The following is a 15,604-nucleotide window of genomic DNA, read 5'->3' as shown; positions in this document are numbered from 1 at the left end:
CGCATCAGCTCTGAGCACCCCCGGGTGTGCCCGTCCGGACGGGCACACCCGGACCCAGCTCCACCCACGGATCCCCGGCACCCTCCACCTCCAGCACCCACACCTCGTTGACGCCCTCCCGCAACACCGGACCCGGCACATACAGCGTCCGCTGCGGACCCGCCGACCAGTACCGTCCCAGACAGAAACCGTTCACCCACACGAACCCGCGCGTCCAGCCCGGCAGTTCGAGCCCCGCGTGATCCGCAGGACCTGCGAGTCCCGACTCCGCCGACTCGAACGAACCCCGGTACAGCCCGGCACGGCCCCTCTCGGCGACCCCACCGAAAGGCACCGCGTCCACCGCACCCGGCTCCTCGAAAGCGGCCAGCCGCAGCCCCCGCGCCCGTACCCCGTGCAGATACTGCCGCTCGTGCCGGACGCCGCCCGTGATGCCCTTCGGCTCACCCAGCCGCGGCCCGTAATTGACCCGGCCCAGCGACTCCACCCACAGCTCGACCTCCGCGGGCCCGGCCACCGGCTCGTCGAGGGTGGTGTTCTCGCCGCTCAGCACACCTTGCCGGACGCCGTTCACATACACCACCGCACGGTCCCGGAGCCCGGACACACCCAGCGCGTACGGTCGTCGCAAACCCGGAACAGTGACCTCGTACCGCACCAGGCCCCGGTCCACGCCCAGTTCCTCGAACGTCGGCGGAACACCGGACTCCGCCCGTTCCGGGTCGCCCAGCACCTCCAGGGCCACCGACAGGGGCGCCCACTCGGTCAGCTCCGCCCGCACCGGCGCCGAGGGCCCGACCCGCTCCGGCGGCAGCTCCGGAAGCGGGCCGTCCGCAAACTCCGCCAGGACCTTCCGGAACAGCCAGAACTTCTCGGTCGGCCGCCCGTACTCGTCGATCGGCGCATCGTAGTCGTATGACGTCACCGTCGGCTGAAGATCCTGGTCCTGCACCGGACCCGAGCGGTTCGCCCCCGCCCAGCCCGCAAAATTCGTCCCCCCGTGCGCCATGTAGACATTCACCGACGCCCCGCACTCCAGAATCTCCCGCAGGGCCTCCGCGGCCTCCGCCGGATCCCGTACCGCCGGCGCGGCACCCCAGTGCTCGAACCAGCCGCACCAGAACTCCATGCACATCAGCGGCCCCCTCGGCTGATGGCGGCGCAGCACCTCGAAGGCCTCCCGCGCACCCGACCCGAAGTTCACCGTGGCGAGCAGCCCCGGCACGGAGCCGCCGGTGAGCATGTGGTCCTCCGGCCCGTCGGAGGTGAACAGCGGCACGGTCACCCCGCGCTCCCGCAGCATCCCGGCCACCCGCTGCAGATAGACCCGATCGGTGCCGTAGCTCCCGTACTCGTTCTCCGCCTGAACCATGATCACCGGGCCGCCACGTCCGATCTGCCGCTGCACCACCTGCGGCAGCAGCGCCGAGAACCACCGCTCCACGGCACCCAGGTACTCCTCGTCACGGGTCCGCACCCGTCGCCCGAACCGCCCCGTCACCCAGGCCGGCAGACCACCGTTCTCCCACTCGGCACAGATGTACGGTCCCGGGCGGACGATCGCCCACAGCCCGGCCCGCTGCGCCGCGTCCAGGAACCGGCCCAGCGCCGCCACGTCCCGGAAGCGGCCGGGCTGCGGCTCATGGAGATTCCACGGCACATATGTCTCGACACAGTTGAGACCCATGGCGCGCAGCATCGACAGCCGGTGGTCCCACTGCGCCTCATGGACCCGGAAATAGTGCAGCGCCCCCGACAGCAGCCGTACGGGCTTCCCGTCGAGCCGGAAGTGGTCGTCCCCCACGGTGAAGTCAGCCATCGTGCTCGTACTCTCCTGTGCGTGCGGTCCCCCGGCGTCGCGCCGTCCAGGGGTCGCACGACGGCACGCACCACGGAGCGGGCGAACCCGGGAGGAATGATGCGACCAACCTTCGCCCCCTGGCGTGCGGCCGGTCCATGGACAAAGATCACTGCTGTTTGGACACAATTGTTCGGACGCGAAATGTTCGGACCAACGCAAAGAAAAGAGGGAGGAAGGAAGGCCGATGTACCACACCTGGATGCGCTTCTTCACTCCCAGCCCGCTCCACCACCGGCTGGGCCTCGTCTGCCTGGGCGTGGGGCTGCAGCACGGCGCCCTGCCGACGGTCGGCCCGCGCACCCTGGACCACCATGTGGCCGTCGTCATCAACTCCGGCAGCGGCTGGTTCATCGGATCCGACGGCCGCCGGGTGCCCGTCATCGCGCCCAGCCTCATCTGGCTGACCCCCGGCACCCCGCACCACTACGGCGCCGATCCCGGCACCGGCTGGGACGAGAGTTTCGTCGACTTCACCGGCCCCGCCACCGCCACGTACACCGAGCTCGGCTACATCGAACCCGACCGCCCGCTCGTCCCGCTCGCCGACACGGCGGGCCCCCGTGCAGCGGTGGGGCGGATGGTGCGCGCGGCACGGCGCGGCAACCCGCTGCTGGAGGTCGAGACCGGCGCCGCCGTGCACGAACTCCTCGTCGCCCTGCGCCGGGCCCGCGCCGATGTCAGCCCCGACGGCGACCCGGTTCTGCAGGCCCTCGCCCGCGATGCCTTCCAGCCGCTCTCCGTCGCCGAGCACGCGGCCCGGCACGGAATGACACCCGCCGAACTGCGCACGGCGGTACGGCGGGGTGCGGGCTGCAGCCCGAAGGACTACCTTCTCGGCATCCGGCTCGGCCGCGCCAAGGAGCTCCTCGCCGCCACCGACCTGCCGGTCGCCGCGGTCGCCCGACGCGTCGGCTACGACGACCCGGCGTACTTCTCCCGCCTCTTCGCCCGCCGGGTCGGCACCGCCCCGGTCCGGTTCCGCGATCAGCAGGGCCGCAGCGTCCCGGGCGGCTGGAGCGACCAGGTCCCGGACCCGGAACACCCACCGACGATCACCCCCCTGGGCCCGGCCGTCTAAAACCGACCGGCACATGGGGGGCGGCGTCGCGGGGCTGGGCACGCACACCTGCGGCGTTGTCGTCAGTCGGCAACTCCCCCATAGCCCGAAAGGCATGGGGGCCCCCTTCGCGTTGCCGCCCTCCTCTGCCTTGCAGCCGCACGCACCCGGCCCCGCTCGTTCTCCCACCACCCATTTGACGGTCGGTCTAAGCTCGCTGACCATGACCACGAGGGACATCGACGAGTCCGTGAGCGCGGAACTGAACCGGCTGCGCGAGAGCATCGACAACATTGACGCCGCTGTTGTCCATATGCTCGCCGAGCGCTTCAAGTGCACCCAGCAGGTCGGCCACCTCAAGGCCGCCCACCAGCTCCCCCCGGCCGATCCGGCCCGCGAGAGCCGGCAGATCGCCCGGCTGAGGCAGCTGGCGGAGAGCGCGCATCTGGATCCGGCCTTCGCGGAGAAGCTGCTGAACTTCATCGTGGCGGAGGTCATCCGCCACCATGAACGGATCGCGGAGGAGTCGGCGACGAACGGGGAGACCGGCGCCGGGTCGTGAACGGGGCAGGGCTTGAATCCTGCGGACCGACAGCCGAGGCTGTGACCACCGGGGGCGCTCCCGGTGGTCGGGGGGACGGTACGCATGGGTCTGCTTGCGCAAGGCGTCGCCGCCGCGACCGGACGGGAACCGCCGCCCGCCTGGGTGACGGCCTCCCTCTGCCTCCTCCTGATCGGCGTCGGCGTGTTCGTCGCGGCGGACTTCCGGGGCATTCCGCGGCAGTGGCACGAGTGGATGGGCGGCAGGGCGGACCGAGGGTTCGTCCGTTCCTTCGCCCACCAGAGACTGATCGGGATCGGCTTGGCGGCCGGGGGAGTGTGGGGACTGGCGGCAGTCGCTCTCCACTTCTTGTCTTCTCAATGAGCTGAGGGCGGCTCGCCTTGAACGGAGGGCGGTTCGCCCGCCCGGCGCGACGGATACGGGCCGGACCGCCCGGCCGACCGCTTGCGCCTCGACCACGCCACCCAGGCACTCACCAGCAGACCGAGTCCCGTGGCCAGGACCACGAGCCCGGCCGAGGCCGACTCGTTGACGTGGTCGCCGTTGCCCTGTGGCACGGGCAGCCCGGCGGCCGCGTAGTGCGGGAGGAGCAGCAGTCCCGCTCCCACCAGGGCGGGTACCGCCCAGCCGACGCTTTCGCGGCGCGAGGACCGGGCGGACACCAGAGCACCCGCCGTCAGAAGCACCGCGCAGCCCAGTGCCGGCAGCACCGTGTAGGTCAGCCATTCGGACAGCAACGGCCGCCAGTACCACTCCGATTCGGGCCTCGGCCCGTCGAAGTAGTACAGGGTCCGCGGCTGCGGCGCACCCATGAAGTCCCGGACCGACCCGGGCACCAGCCCGCCCAGCAGCCCGCCGCCGAAGACCAGCCCCGCGAAACGCGCCGCCCCGCTGTTCTCCTTCCGGCTGGCCGCCCGGCCGGCCCGAAGGCTCAGTACGGCACACCAGCCGGCCAGCAGCCCCAGGAACACGCCCTTCACCGCGCCGTAACCGATCGGAGTCCAGACGTTCCAGGGGTAGTTCTCCATGTGCGCGGCGCGCCGGCTCCCCGCGAGACACCAGGCAACCGCACCCGCCGCCACTCCCCATGGCGCGACCCCCACGACCCCCGCGACCCGCCGCCGTGCGACGTCCACGCCCGTCCCTGAAGCCCTACGCACCGCTTCGGACACTGCCTGCCCCATATGAACCATCTGCCCCGATAATCCTGCCGAGCTCGGCTGTCGTTGATGATGCGGCTCTGTGATGCGTTTGGTCAGAGGTCTCTCATCATGGCCTGATCAGTGAGGTGCGTGCAGGCCCTTGATCATCATGTGGATCAGCAGGTCGTAGCTCTTGTCCAGCTTCTCCGGGAGCCCGAACGCGCCCTCGGCCTCCAGAACCGCGAAGCCGTGGACGGCCGCGCGCAGGCAGCGGGCTGCGTGGATCGCTACGGAGTCCGCCATTCCATACGCACGGAAAGTGGCGAGCATGATGTTGATCAGTCGCGTCCCGGCCTCGACCGTGCGCGGCTCGGGCGTCTGGATCAGCGCCGAGTAGCGGTGGGGGTGCCGCAGCGCGTAGTGCCGCCAGGCCGTCATGAGCGCGCGGATCGCCTCGTCGGCGGAGCGGCCCAGTACGGCTTCACCGACCTGGTCCGCGATCTCGTTCATGATCCGCGCCGACATGAGGTCGCGCAGCTCGGCCAGATTGCGCACGTGCTTGTAGAGGGACGGGGTGGCGACGCCTGCCCGGCCGGCCACCGCCGACAAGGTCAGGGCGGCGGGGCCTTTTTCGTCGATGATCAGCAGCGCGACATCGACGACGGCATCCGTGGTGAGCGCTGCCCTAGCCACGCGCGCCGACCTTGAGGAAGGCCAGGATGGCGGTGGCGACCTCGTCCGGGAACTGGACGTGTGCGTAGTGACCGGCTCCCTCGATCATCTCGAGCCGACCGAGCCCTGCGGGCATGTCGGCCACGATGCCCTCTCCCTCGGCCCTGGGGTCGACCCAGTCGGGGTCGAGCGTGCCCTCGATGACCAGGGCGGGGCACTGGATGGCGTCGAGACAGGCACCGGCGTCCGTGGGCGCGGACATGCCCATCCTGCTGACGACGGCCATCCGGCCGGGCCTGCGCAGGTCGGCGTCGAGGGCGGCGACATGGCCGGCGTAACCGTCGGGCTTGACTCCCGGGTAGGCATGGTCGAGGTAGCGCTTCCACAGCCCGACGCTGCGCAGCAGACCGGCGCCCATGAGCAGGCTCATGCCCTTGCGGTAGCGGGCGTGGGACATCAGAGCACTCGGGCTGATCTTCTGTGCGCGGGTGAACGGGCTGATCTCGACGATGGCGCTGACCAGTTCGGGCTCCTGGGCCGCGGCGATGGTGGCGGCGCCGCCGGCGAAGGAGTGGCCCACGACGACGGCGGGGCCGCCCAGGTGCCTGATCAGGGCGAGGAGGTCGGCCGCTGCGTCGGTGCGGGTGTAGGACGCCCAGCCGGTGCTGGACTCACCGTGGCCGCGCTGGTCCATGCTGGCGACCCGCAATCCGGCCGTCGCGAGCCGGGCGGCCACATCTCGGTAGGCCGCCCTGTTGTCGCCCATGCCGTGGGCCAGCACGATCAGCGGGCCCTCGCCGGTCACCTCGTACGCGAGCTGTCCGCTGTCAATCGTCAAGAACTCGGTCACGTCCACCCTCCGAAGCTAATGAATATAGCCATCAAGCTAATGTGATTAGCCGATGGTGTCAACCCTTGTTCCAAGGGGGCGGGACCGGACCTCCGGGCGGGAGCGCCGCCGCTGTACGCCGATGGGCGAGCACGGAGCGCATCAGCTGGCCTTCAGGCGGCAGACGCCATACGGGAGCGGCGAACATCGCGTACGAGCGCGTGGACGGCACCCGGAAAGATCAGAACCCCGACCCCGATCCAGAGAGCCGATGCCCGGTCTTGTACTGACGGCAACCCCACTCGGTGGGGTGACCGGAACGAAACCGCCTAGCGGCCGGTCACGTTCGCAGTGGGCACGGCCGGTGCGACGGGGATGAGCAGCGCGGTGATGTTGTCGCGCCCGCCTGCGTCAAGGGCGTACCGGACCAGCGACCGCGTGTCCTCCAGAAGGTCACTGCCGGCCGACGACGCGATCGGGCGACGGCGGAGCACGCCCCGCAGTGCGGCGACATCGGGCAGATGGCGCCACAGCCCATCGGTGCACAGCAGCAGCCGACCTGGCACCGAGGGCCGGTAGCTCCGGATGTGCGGTGCTGGTTCACCGGCGTCGGCTCCCAGCCATGCGGAGAGTGCCTCGTGTTGACCTGTGTCGTCCTCGGTCAGCGCCATCCCTGGCCCTTCGTCCGGCAGCCAGTAGGCACGGCTGTCGCCGATCCAGGCACTCCAGATGCCTTCCGGGCCTGCGATACCGGCGACATACGTGCAGGCGGGTGCGGCATGCACCGACGCCGCCAGGCCGACAACAGCGCGCGCCGCACGCCTGGCGGAGTCACCGAGCGCGATCTCCGGCAGAACACCTTCCCGCAGCCGCGCCGCCAGAGCCGTCACGCCGACCTCGGCGGCGACCTGGGCCGCTCGCTCCGACCGTGGCGACATGGACACGCCGTCGCAGACGCCCCCGACCGTCCAACTGCCGACCGTGGTCAGCGCCATCGCGTCCGCATTGATGCCGCGCTGCCGGCCGCGGTCGCTGACGCCCGCCGCACCGCCGTCCGTCGTGATCTCCACGCGCGAGCGAAACGACGGCTGGGCCGCACCGCAGTCCCAGCAGTACCCGTCGGGAGCGACCGTTCCGCCGCACAGGTCACAGCCCGCAATCTCACTCATCAGCTGTGCATCCTGCCAGAGCTTTCAACGGGACTACGGGCAAAGCCACTTCACGTCATCGCGTCCATGGCGTCGGCCGCGATGCCCCCGGACATCTTGCCGATCCCTTCGGTGACGACGTCGACGACGCCTTCCCGGCGACAGGCGTCGCCGCGGCCTGACATGCGAGAGCGCACGTCCCCCGACTCTTCCCAAGGACGCCAGGCCGTGTCCGACAATGATCACGTTGCCGCTCGTTTCTGCCGAGGCGAAGGCGTACTCGAGATGGAAAGGTCTTGCACGTGATCAACCAACAGGGCAGTCCACGAAGCGAGTTCGTACTCGCAGACGGATTGACTCCCGCAGACATCGAGCATGTGCACCGCGAGGCGCTCCGTGTCCTGCGCTCCGACATCGACACGGCCCACCTCGACGCCTACAGCGACGAAGCCTGGCCGCCTGCCGTACTGAACTCCTGCGAACGCGCGCTGTCCCTCGCCCGTGAGGAGGTCGCAAGCGGCGCTCGCTCCCAGCGGCACGACCTCGGGATGGGCATCGGCATCGACGTGCGTGACGACAAACAGTTCGAAGTGCTCGAGAACCTTGCTCCCTACACGATCAACGCTGAAGGCTGGCAAGGCAACTGCTCGATCTTCAGCGCGAACGACACGGGAACCTCTCTGTGTATTGCCGTCACCCAGGAGCAGGAGGCCGCACTCCTTTCCCGGCTGGACGCACTGGGGGTCTCATCGACGGCCCTTGTTCCCCTCCCACCCCGAAGGCGACGCCGGGGTGCCCTCGTGGCTCGGATGCGCGGAGTCAGGGAATGAGCGAGGTGAGGTGCAGTCCAAGCTGTCATGGCGCCTGCCGAAGCCTGCACCGCCGCCACGAACGCAAGGCCGAGCACTTCCTCGCGCCCGTCGCCGTATCCGCGCCCCTCGCCGTCCGGCGCCGCGTCAATCAGTGGAGTGATCGTGCGGCAGTGACGTCGGTCCATTCCCGAAATTGCGACCCAGCAGGGCGGTGAAAAGCTTCAGCCGCCCCCTGTGGGGCTGGTTGTCCCTGTCGATCAGGAAACGCGCTGTCTGCTGTGGGTCACACGGCGGCTGACCTACCTGATGGAGTTGCCAGTAGCGGGCCACTCTGCGCTCCAGATCGGCCAGGTCAACTCCGTCGGTTCCGGTCAGAACGACCGGCCCTCTCCACGCTTCAGGGGCGGAGAGCGCCAGCACTCGACCGTCAGGGGTGTAGGCCGCCGTGTACTCGCCCTCCGACACATCAATCGCCTCCAGGTAGTTCGTGGCGTGCGCGAAGGACTCGAAGACGTTCAGGTCTTCGTCTCGGTCAAAGACGAGCACGGCGTCGGGAGGGAGATCCATGCGATCACTGTGGCAGCCGCTTCCGTCGTGCCTCCACCGAAATAGGAGTCACGCGGCTTGGAGGCGGTCCACAAGCATGGTTCCTGATTGACGGCTTGACTGCCCGAGGTGTCTCCCCGACCCGCATGTCATGGCGCCCGACGGCGAGTACCGGACGTTCCGCGGTGACCAGGAGCGACGGGGGTGAGCGCCCCTCACGGCGAGATCTCCTCCAGTGGGCGGTTCGCCGTCTTCTGCGCGAAGGTGCCCGCCACCACCGCGCCCACCAGTGCCACTGCCCTCAGCATCATGAACACCGGCGCGACGCCGTCCCCGGCCGCGTACACCATGCCGACAAGGATCGGGCCCAGGATCACGCCCGGGCGGTTGACCGCGCCGCCCACGCCCCGCGTACGCCGCACGTACCGCACGGAGGCGGAAGCGCAGGCCGGCGCGACAGGCTGAACCCGAGACATCCTCAACCGCCTGACTGGCCGAACAGACGTCCTCAACCGCCGGACGGGCTCGCTTCTCCGCCCGTCCGGCGACCAGGGACGACTACGCGTCCTCCGCCGCCGCCAGCACCGACCGCTCCAGCTTCTCCAGCAGCCGGGCCAGCTGCCGGCACTCCGCGGGAGTCAGCCCCGCCAGCATCCGCCGCTCATTGTCCAAGTGCTCCGCGAACAGCTCGTCGATCGTCGACAGACCCTCGTCCGTGAGCCGCGAGTGCACCACCCGACGGTCCTGAGGATCACGCTCCCGCAGGATCAGCCCGTCCTTCTCCAGACGGTCGATCCGCAGCGTGACCCCCGCCGAACTGATCAAACCGGAATCGGCCAGCTCACCCGCCGTACGACGGAACGGCGCCCCCGCCCTGCGCAGCGCCGTCAGCACATCGAACCCGGCCACCGACAGGCCCTTGCGCTCCACCGGCCGGGAGACCGCCGCGCTGTACCGCAGGAACGCCCGGCGCAGCCGGCCGAACACCTCCAGCGGAGCCGTATCCAGATCCGGCCGCTCCCGCCGCCAGTCCTCGACGATCGACGCCACCGCGTCCTGCCGCGTCGCGGAAGCGGAAGCCGCGTTCTTCGCCATTGCGGGCACTCCTCCGTACAGGAACACAATGGGTAAGAATCTTAGCCCTGAAAGGCCCACCGATCCTTCCCACTCAGCCCTGGGAGAACCCGCCTGCGCCCCGCCCGGGCCGTACGGCAGCATGGGTGCATGTCCGTACTGACGCGCGACGAAGCGCAGACCCGAGCCCAGTTCCTCGACGTACACCGGTACACGATCGACCTCGATCTGACCGGAGGGGAGGAGACCTTCGACTCCCGCACCGTCATCCAGTTCACCGCAGCCGCGGCCGGAGACACGTTCGTCGAACTCAAGCCCGCCACCCTGCGCTCGATCAGCCTGGACGGACAGCCCCTCGACCCCGCCGACCTCACCGAGAACCGCTTCCCGCTCACCGCACTCACCGCCGGCGCACACGAACTCCGCATCGACGCCGCCATGCGCTACTCCCGCACCGGCGAAGGCATGCACCGCTTCACCGACCCGACCGACGGCGAAACATACGTCTACACCCAGCTGTTCATGGAGGACGTCCAGCGCGTCTTCGCCGCGTTCGACCAGCCCGACCTCAAATCCGTCTTCGAGCTCACCGTCACCGCCCCCGAAGGCTGGACCGTCCTCGGCAACGGCATCGCCGAGCACCGCGGCGACGGCCGGTGGACCCTGGCGGCCACCCCACTGATCTCCACCTACCTCGTCGCCGTCGCCGCAGGCCCCTGGCACTCCGTGACCACCGAACACGCCGGACTGCCCTTCGGCATCCACTGCCGCCGCTCACTGGCCCCGTACCTCGACGCGGACGCCGACGAGATCCTCGACATCACCCGCGCCTGCTTCGACCGCTTCCACGAGAAGTTCGACGAGCCCTACCCCTTCGACTCCTACGACCAGGCATTCGTCCCCGAGTTCAACGCAGGCGCCATGGAGAACCCCGGACTCGTCACCTTCCGCGACGAGTTCATCTACCGCTCCGCCGTCACCGACACCGAACGCCAGACCCGCGGCATGGTCATCGCCCACGAGATGGCCCACATGTGGTTCGGCGACCTCGTCACCCTCGCCTGGTGGGACGACATCTGGCTCAACGAGTCCTTCGCCGAGTACATGGGCTACCAGACCCTCGCCGAGGCCACCCGCTTCACCGACACCTGGGTCGACTTCGGCGTCGCCCGCAAGGGCTGGGGATACGACGCCGACCAGCGTCCCTCCACCCACCCCGTCGCCCCCGACCCGGCAGCCGTCCCCGACACCGCGTCCGCGATGCTCAACTTCGACGGCATCTCCTACGCCAAGGGTGCATCCGCCCTGCGCCAACTCGTCGCCTGGCTCGGCGAGAAAGACTTCCTGGCCGGCATCAACACCCACTTCGCCCGCCACAAATTCGCCAACGCCACCCTCGCCGACTTCATCGACAACCTCGCATCGGCCACCGACCGCGACGTCCACGCCTGGGCCGACGCCTGGCTGCGCACCACCGGAGTCGACACCCTCACCCCCCAGGTCGAGGAGTCCGACGGCATGTGGTCCCTCACCGTCGACCACAACGGCACCCGACCCCACCGCATCGCCGTCGGCGCATACGACCACGCCCCGGACGCCCACCCCGGCCCCGACCGCCTCGTCCTGCGCGACCGGTTCGAGATCGACGTCCCCCAGAACGACACGGCCAAAGCACTGCCCGGCCGGCGCCCCGCCCTCGTCGTCCTCAACGACAGCGACCTCAGCTACGCCAAGGTCCGCCTCGACACCAAGTCCTGGGACACCGTCGTACGCGACCTCTCCGGCATCCCCGACGCCCTGACCCGCGCCGTCGTCTGGAACACCGCCCGCGACCTGGTCCGCGACGGCGAACTCGCCCCCACCACCTACCTCCAAGCGGCCCGCGCACACCTCCCGCACGAGACCGACCTCGCCCTCGCCCAGGGCGTACTCGCCTTCGCCGACACCCAGATCGCCGGCCGCTACCTCGCCCCCGAGAACCGCCCCGCCGCCCTCGCCACCCTCACCGCCCTGTGCCGCGACCTCATCCGCCGCACCGAGGACGGCCACAACCCCGGCCTGCGCCTCGTCGCCGTACGCCACCTCATCGACGCCGCCACCCAGCCCGACACCATCCAGGACTGGCTCACCAACGGCACCGTCCCCGGCGGACCCGAACTCGACCCCGAACTGCGCTGGCGCATCCTCACCCGCCTCGCCGTCCTCGGCGCCACCGACGAAACCGCCATCGCCGCCGAACTCGAACAGGACCCCAGCGCCACCGGACAAGAAGGCGCCGCCCGCTGCCGCGCCGCCCTCCCCACCCCCGAAGCCAAAGCCGCCGCCTGGCACGCCCTGTTCAACGACGACAGCCTCTCCAACTACCTCTTCACCGCCACCGCCCAAGGCTTCTGGCAGCCCGAACAGGCCGACCTCGTACGCGACTACGTGCCCCGCTACTACCCCGAGGCGACCCGCCTCGCCGCCCGCCGCGGCCCCGCAATCGCCGAAGCCGCCGGCCGCTACGCCTTCCCCGCCCACGCCGTCGACACCGACAGCCTCCACCTCGGCGAACAAGCCCTGAACGACCAGGACCTCACCCCGGCCCTGCGCCGCAAGCTCATCGACCAGATCGACGACCTGCGCCGCGCCCTCGCCGTACGCGACACCCACTGACCCTCAGAGCCTGTCGGGTGACCTTCGATCGGAGAGCGGACGCGGCATGGTGCGTGCGATTCCAAGGCGCCGGGATGGCCTCGTAGCGGAGCTACTAGGGCATTTCGGCAACGCTGGAAGCGTGCGTGCCAGGCCGTGGCCGCCCGATCAGAGGTCACCCGACAGGCTCTCAGGGTCGGCACCACCCGTGCCCGGCGCCACCCCACCACACAGGGAGGCGCCGGGCACACCCATATCCGACGCCACACCCATATCACCGAAACCCCCGACAACACCCCTCCGCCCAACCCACATCCCCCTTTCGAGTTCAGATCACCGAGCTCCGCGGCCGCGCCCCCGAAAACCCGGACAAGCTGGCATGTCCACCCATGCGCACCCGAAGGGCCCCGCCACCATGCCCACCCCGCCCCTCGCCGGATCGACCACCGGCCCCGCCGCCCTGCGCCCCCTCATCGACACCGTCCTCACCGCACTGCACGACGGCGCCCACCGCCGCGACGGCCCCCTCCCCGCAGGCGGACCCGACGCCGTCACCCCCCGGATGCGCGCCGCAACCCACCCCGTCATCCCCGACCACGGCACCGGCCCCCACGACGCACTGCACACCCTCATCAGCGCCCTCGCCGAAGGCGCCGCAGACCCCGCAGACCCACTCTGCGCCGCCCACCTGCACACCCCGCCCCTCGCCCTCGCCGCCGCCGCGGACCTCGCCGCCTCCGCCCTCAACCCCTCCATGGACTCCTGGGACCAAGCCCCCGCAGCCTCCGCCCTCGAAGCCGACATCACCGCCGCACTCGCCAGCGAGATCTACCCCCACCAACCCTCACCCGACGCACTCGTCACCACCGGCGGCACCGAAGCCAACCAACTCGCCCTGCTCCTCGCCCGCGAACGCAACGGCCCCGTACAGACCATCTGCGCCGCCAACGCCCACCACAGCGTCACCCGCGCCGCCTGGCTCCTCGGCCTCCCCGCACCCGTCGTCATCCCCGCCCCCACAGGCGTCATGGACCTCGCCGCACTCGACGAAGCCCTCACCGAACTCCACCGCCCCCTGCTCGTCACCGCCACCGCAGGCACCACCGACACCGGCCAGATCGACCCACTCGCCGACATCGCCGACCTCTGCACCACCCACGGCGCCGAACTCCACATCGACGCCGCCTACGGCGGCCCCCTCCTCTTCAGCCCCACCCACCGAGGCAAGGTCCACGGCCTCGACCGCGCCCACAGCGTCACCCTCGACCTGCACAAACTCGGCTGGCAACCCGCATCCGCAGGAATCCTCGCCACCCCCGACCGCACCCACCTCGACGTACTCCACCACCGCGCCTCCTACCTCAACGCCGACGACGACACCGAAGCCGGCCTCCCCGACCTCCTCGGCCGCTCCCTGCGCACCACACGCCGCCCCGACGCCCTCAAGATCGCCGTCACCCTCAAAGCCCTCGGCCGCACCGGACTCGCCGACCTCATCGACCACACCATCGCCGCCGCCCACCACCTCGCCGACCTCATCGCCAAAACCCCCACCCTCGACCTCTACGACCGCCCCACCATCAGCACCGTCCTCTTCCGCCCCACCGACGCCGACGACAACACCGTCGCCACCATCCGCCGCACCCTCCTCACCCGAGGCCACGCCGTACTCGGCCGCGCCCACACAGACAACCGCCTCTGGCTCAAAGCCACCCTCCTCAACCCCCACACCACCCCCGACAACCTCCGCACACTCCTCGACCTCGTCAACCACCTCGCCAACGACCTCGCGGAAGGCAACACCCCCCGATGACCGACCTGCCCACCCCCGAGACCGACCAGCCACACGACCTCGTCGGCATCGGCATCGGCCCCTTCAACCTCTCCCTCGCCGCACTCGCCCACGGCATTCCGGGCAACCCCCACCCCCTCACCACCGCCTTCTACGAACAACGCCCCGCCTTCCACTGGCACCCCGGCCTCCTCATCGACGGAGCCAGCCTCCAAGTCCCCTTCCTCGCCGACCTCGTCACCCTCGCCGACCCCGCAAGCCCCTGGACCTTCCTCAACTACCTGCGCAGCCGCGACCGGCTCTTCCCCTTCTACTTCGCCGAGCGCTTCCACATCCAGCGCGCCGAATACGACGCCTACTGCCGCTGGGTCAGCGACCAACTCCCCGGCCTCCACTTCAGCCACCAGGTCGACGCCGTCCGCTGGAACAACGAACGCGGCCTCTTCGAAGTCGACTTCACCCAACTCGACACCGACGGCGAAGCCGAAGCACTCGGCCGCGCACACACCCGTCACATCGCCCTCGGAATCGGCACCGAGCCCCACATCCCCGACCCCCTCAAACCCCTCGCAGAAGCCGAATCCCTCCCCGTCATCCACTCCGCCGACTACCTCCACCACCGCGAAACACTCCTCGACGCCGAACACATCACCGTCATCGGATCCGGACAGTCCGGCGCCGAAATCTTCCTCGACCTCCTGCGCGCCCGCCCCCCAGGCCGCGAAAAGCTCCACTGGCTCGCCCGCACCCAGGCCTTCGCACCCATGGAGTACTCCAAACTCGGCCTGGAACACTTCACCCCCGACTACAGCCGCTACTTCCACGCCCTGCCCGAATCCGTACGCGACGAACTCGTCCCCCACCAATGGCAACTCCACAAAGGCATCGACGCCGACACCATCGCCGCCATCCACGACGAGCTCTACCGCCGCACCCTCCACGGCGGCTGGCCCGACACCACCCTCACCCCCGGAGTCTCCGTACGCACCGCAGGACGCGTCGCCAACACCCGCATCGAACTCCACCTCGAACATACCCAGCAGAACACCCGATCCCGCCTCACCACCGACGCCGTCATCCTCGCCACCGGCTACCGCGAACGCTCCCTCGACCGCATCCTCACCGGCCTCGACCCCTACATGCGCCGCGACACCTCCGCACGCCCCCACATCGACGACCGGTTCCGCCTCGTCCTCGACCCCACCGTCACCGGCAACGTCTACGTACAGAACGCCGAACGCCACACCCACGGCGTCGGCGCCCCCGACCTCGGACTCGCCGCCTGGCGCAGCGCCACCATCCTCAACAACCTCACCGGCACCAACGCCTACCCCCTCCCGCAACGCACCGCCTTCACCACCTTCGGCCTCACCCCCCAGACCCCACCCATCCCCACCCAGAACCCCGACCTCATCCCCCTCACCCAGAGCAACTGACACCCACCCCCACACACAGACAGAAGGCGGCCGCCCCCT

At 70.0% G+C, this 15,604-nt stretch carries 15 protein-coding genes; 7 read left to right on the top strand and 8 right to left on the bottom strand.

What is annotated here, in order from left to right:
* Nucleotides 1-4: 4 nt before the first annotated feature.
* Complete coding sequence (locus ACIPEK_RS06130; protein WP_401991251.1) at nt 5-1,819, bottom strand: beta-galactosidase family protein; 1,815 nt, start codon at nt 1,817-1,819, stop codon at nt 5-7.
* Between the two features lie 226 nt (nt 1,820-2,045).
* Between ACIPEK_RS06130 and ACIPEK_RS06125 the strand changes: the two genes are divergently transcribed.
* The 3 genes from ACIPEK_RS06125 to ACIPEK_RS06115 all read left to right on the top strand — a co-directional run bounded on the left by ACIPEK_RS06125 (nt 2,046) and on the right by ACIPEK_RS06115 (nt 3,843).
* Complete coding sequence (locus ACIPEK_RS06125) at nt 2,046-2,939, top strand: helix-turn-helix domain-containing protein (protein ID WP_401991248.1); 894 nt, start codon at nt 2,046-2,048, stop codon at nt 2,937-2,939.
* 202 nt (nt 2,940-3,141) lie between these two features.
* A complete protein-coding gene (locus ACIPEK_RS06120) occupies nt 3,142-3,480 on the top strand; it encodes a chorismate mutase (protein ID WP_114243997.1) in 339 nt (112 codons plus the stop codon).
* Between the two features lie 84 nt (nt 3,481-3,564).
* Nucleotides 3,565-3,843, top strand: a complete 279-nt coding sequence (locus tag ACIPEK_RS06115; RefSeq protein WP_401991245.1) for a hypothetical protein — start codon at nt 3,565-3,567, stop codon at nt 3,841-3,843.
* Here ACIPEK_RS06115 and ACIPEK_RS06110 read toward each other — a convergent pair.
* The 4 genes from ACIPEK_RS06110 to ACIPEK_RS06095 form a co-directional block, all read right to left on the bottom strand.
* On the bottom strand, nt 3,837-4,616 hold the full coding sequence (locus tag ACIPEK_RS06110; RefSeq protein ID WP_401991243.1) for a hypothetical protein: 780 nt from the start codon (nt 4,614-4,616) through the stop codon (nt 3,837-3,839). The two genes, ACIPEK_RS06115 and ACIPEK_RS06110, sit on opposite strands and share 7 nt — an antisense overlap.
* 144 nt (nt 4,617-4,760) lie before the next feature.
* On the bottom strand, nt 4,761-5,315 hold the full coding sequence (locus ACIPEK_RS06105; protein WP_401991240.1) for a TetR/AcrR family transcriptional regulator: 555 nt from the start codon (nt 5,313-5,315) through the stop codon (nt 4,761-4,763).
* The gene (locus tag ACIPEK_RS06100) at nt 5,308-6,144 is read right to left on the bottom strand and encodes an alpha/beta fold hydrolase (protein ID WP_401991237.1); all 837 of its coding nucleotides are present in this window, start codon (nt 6,142-6,144) and stop codon (nt 5,308-5,310) included. Before ACIPEK_RS06100 ends, ACIPEK_RS06105 begins: the two co-directional genes overlap by 8 nt.
* A 308-nt stretch (nt 6,145-6,452) precedes the next feature.
* Nucleotides 6,453-7,292: a PP2C family protein-serine/threonine phosphatase gene (locus tag ACIPEK_RS06095; RefSeq protein WP_401991234.1), complete on the bottom strand. Its 840-nt coding sequence runs from the start codon at nt 7,290-7,292 to the stop codon at nt 6,453-6,455.
* Between the two features lie 281 nt (nt 7,293-7,573).
* Here ACIPEK_RS06095 and ACIPEK_RS06090 point away from each other — a divergent pair, with 281 nt between their 5' ends.
* Nucleotides 7,574-8,101, top strand: coding sequence for a hypothetical protein (locus ACIPEK_RS06090; RefSeq protein WP_401991231.1), 528 nt, complete (start codon nt 7,574-7,576; stop codon nt 8,099-8,101).
* Between the two features lie 126 nt (nt 8,102-8,227).
* Here the strand turns inward: ACIPEK_RS06090 and ACIPEK_RS06085 are convergent, their stop codons facing one another.
* The 3 genes from ACIPEK_RS06085 to ACIPEK_RS06075 form a co-directional block, all read right to left on the bottom strand.
* Nucleotides 8,228-8,650, bottom strand: coding sequence for a hypothetical protein (locus tag ACIPEK_RS06085; protein ID WP_401991228.1), 423 nt, complete (start codon nt 8,648-8,650; stop codon nt 8,228-8,230).
* 194 nt (nt 8,651-8,844) lie between these two features.
* Nucleotides 8,845-9,051: a hypothetical protein gene (locus ACIPEK_RS06080; protein WP_401991225.1), complete on the bottom strand. Its 207-nt coding sequence runs from the start codon at nt 9,049-9,051 to the stop codon at nt 8,845-8,847.
* 136 nt (nt 9,052-9,187) lie between these two features.
* Complete coding sequence (locus ACIPEK_RS06075) at nt 9,188-9,724, bottom strand: MarR family winged helix-turn-helix transcriptional regulator (RefSeq protein WP_401991222.1); 537 nt, start codon at nt 9,722-9,724, stop codon at nt 9,188-9,190.
* Between the two features lie 129 nt (nt 9,725-9,853).
* Here ACIPEK_RS06075 and pepN point away from each other — a divergent pair, with 129 nt between their 5' ends.
* The 3 genes from pepN (at nt 9,854) to ACIPEK_RS06060 (ending at nt 15,565) form a co-directional block, all read left to right on the top strand.
* Nucleotides 9,854-12,358, top strand: a complete 2,505-nt coding sequence (pepN, locus tag ACIPEK_RS06070; RefSeq protein ID WP_401991219.1) for an aminopeptidase N — start codon at nt 9,854-9,856, stop codon at nt 12,356-12,358.
* A gap of 394 nt (nt 12,359-12,752) precedes the next feature.
* A complete protein-coding gene (locus tag ACIPEK_RS06065) occupies nt 12,753-14,150 on the top strand; it encodes a pyridoxal phosphate-dependent decarboxylase family protein (protein ID WP_401991837.1) in 1,398 nt (465 codons plus the stop codon).
* Complete coding sequence (locus ACIPEK_RS06060) at nt 14,147-15,565, top strand: lysine N(6)-hydroxylase/L-ornithine N(5)-oxygenase family protein (RefSeq protein WP_401991216.1); 1,419 nt, start codon at nt 14,147-14,149, stop codon at nt 15,563-15,565. The genes ACIPEK_RS06065 and ACIPEK_RS06060 overlap by 4 nt, the downstream gene beginning before the upstream one ends.
* Nucleotides 15,566-15,604 lie beyond the last annotated feature (39 nt).

Source organism: Streptomyces sp. NPDC088246 (genome assembly GCF_044741025.1).
GTDB lineage: Bacteria > Actinomycetota > Actinomycetes > Streptomycetales > Streptomycetaceae > Streptomyces.
Note: the sequence above shows the minus strand (reverse complement) of the source record. Positions and strands in the feature narration are given on the sequence as shown.

Bases quoted from the DNA above. Each gene is read 5' to 3' on its own strand.
- ACIPEK_RS06115 (WP_401991245.1), top strand. From the start codon at position 3,565: ATGGGTCTGCTTGCGCAAGGCGTCGCCGCCGCGACCGGACGGGAACCG.
- ACIPEK_RS06075 (WP_401991222.1), bottom strand. From the start codon at position 9,724: ATGGCGAAGAACGCGGCTTCCGCTTCCGCGACGCGGCAGGACGCGGTG.
- ACIPEK_RS06065 (WP_401991837.1), top strand. From the start codon at position 12,753: ATGCCCACCCCGCCCCTCGCCGGATCGACCACCGGCCCCGCCGCCCTG.
- ACIPEK_RS06125 (WP_401991248.1), top strand. From the start codon at position 2,046: ATGTACCACACCTGGATGCGCTTCTTCACTCCCAGCCCGCTCCACCAC.
- ACIPEK_RS06095 (WP_401991234.1), bottom strand. From the start codon at position 7,292: ATGAGTGAGATTGCGGGCTGTGACCTGTGCGGCGGAACGGTCGCTCCC.
- pepN (WP_401991219.1), top strand. From the start codon at position 9,854: ATGTCCGTACTGACGCGCGACGAAGCGCAGACCCGAGCCCAGTTCCTC.
- ACIPEK_RS06060 (WP_401991216.1), top strand. From the start codon at position 14,147: ATGACCGACCTGCCCACCCCCGAGACCGACCAGCCACACGACCTCGTC.
- ACIPEK_RS06085 (WP_401991228.1), bottom strand. From the start codon at position 8,650: ATGGATCTCCCTCCCGACGCCGTGCTCGTCTTTGACCGAGACGAAGAC.
- ACIPEK_RS06130 (WP_401991251.1), bottom strand. From the start codon at position 1,819: ATGGCTGACTTCACCGTGGGGGACGACCACTTCCGGCTCGACGGGAAG.
- ACIPEK_RS06120 (WP_114243997.1), top strand. From the start codon at position 3,142: ATGACCACGAGGGACATCGACGAGTCCGTGAGCGCGGAACTGAACCGG.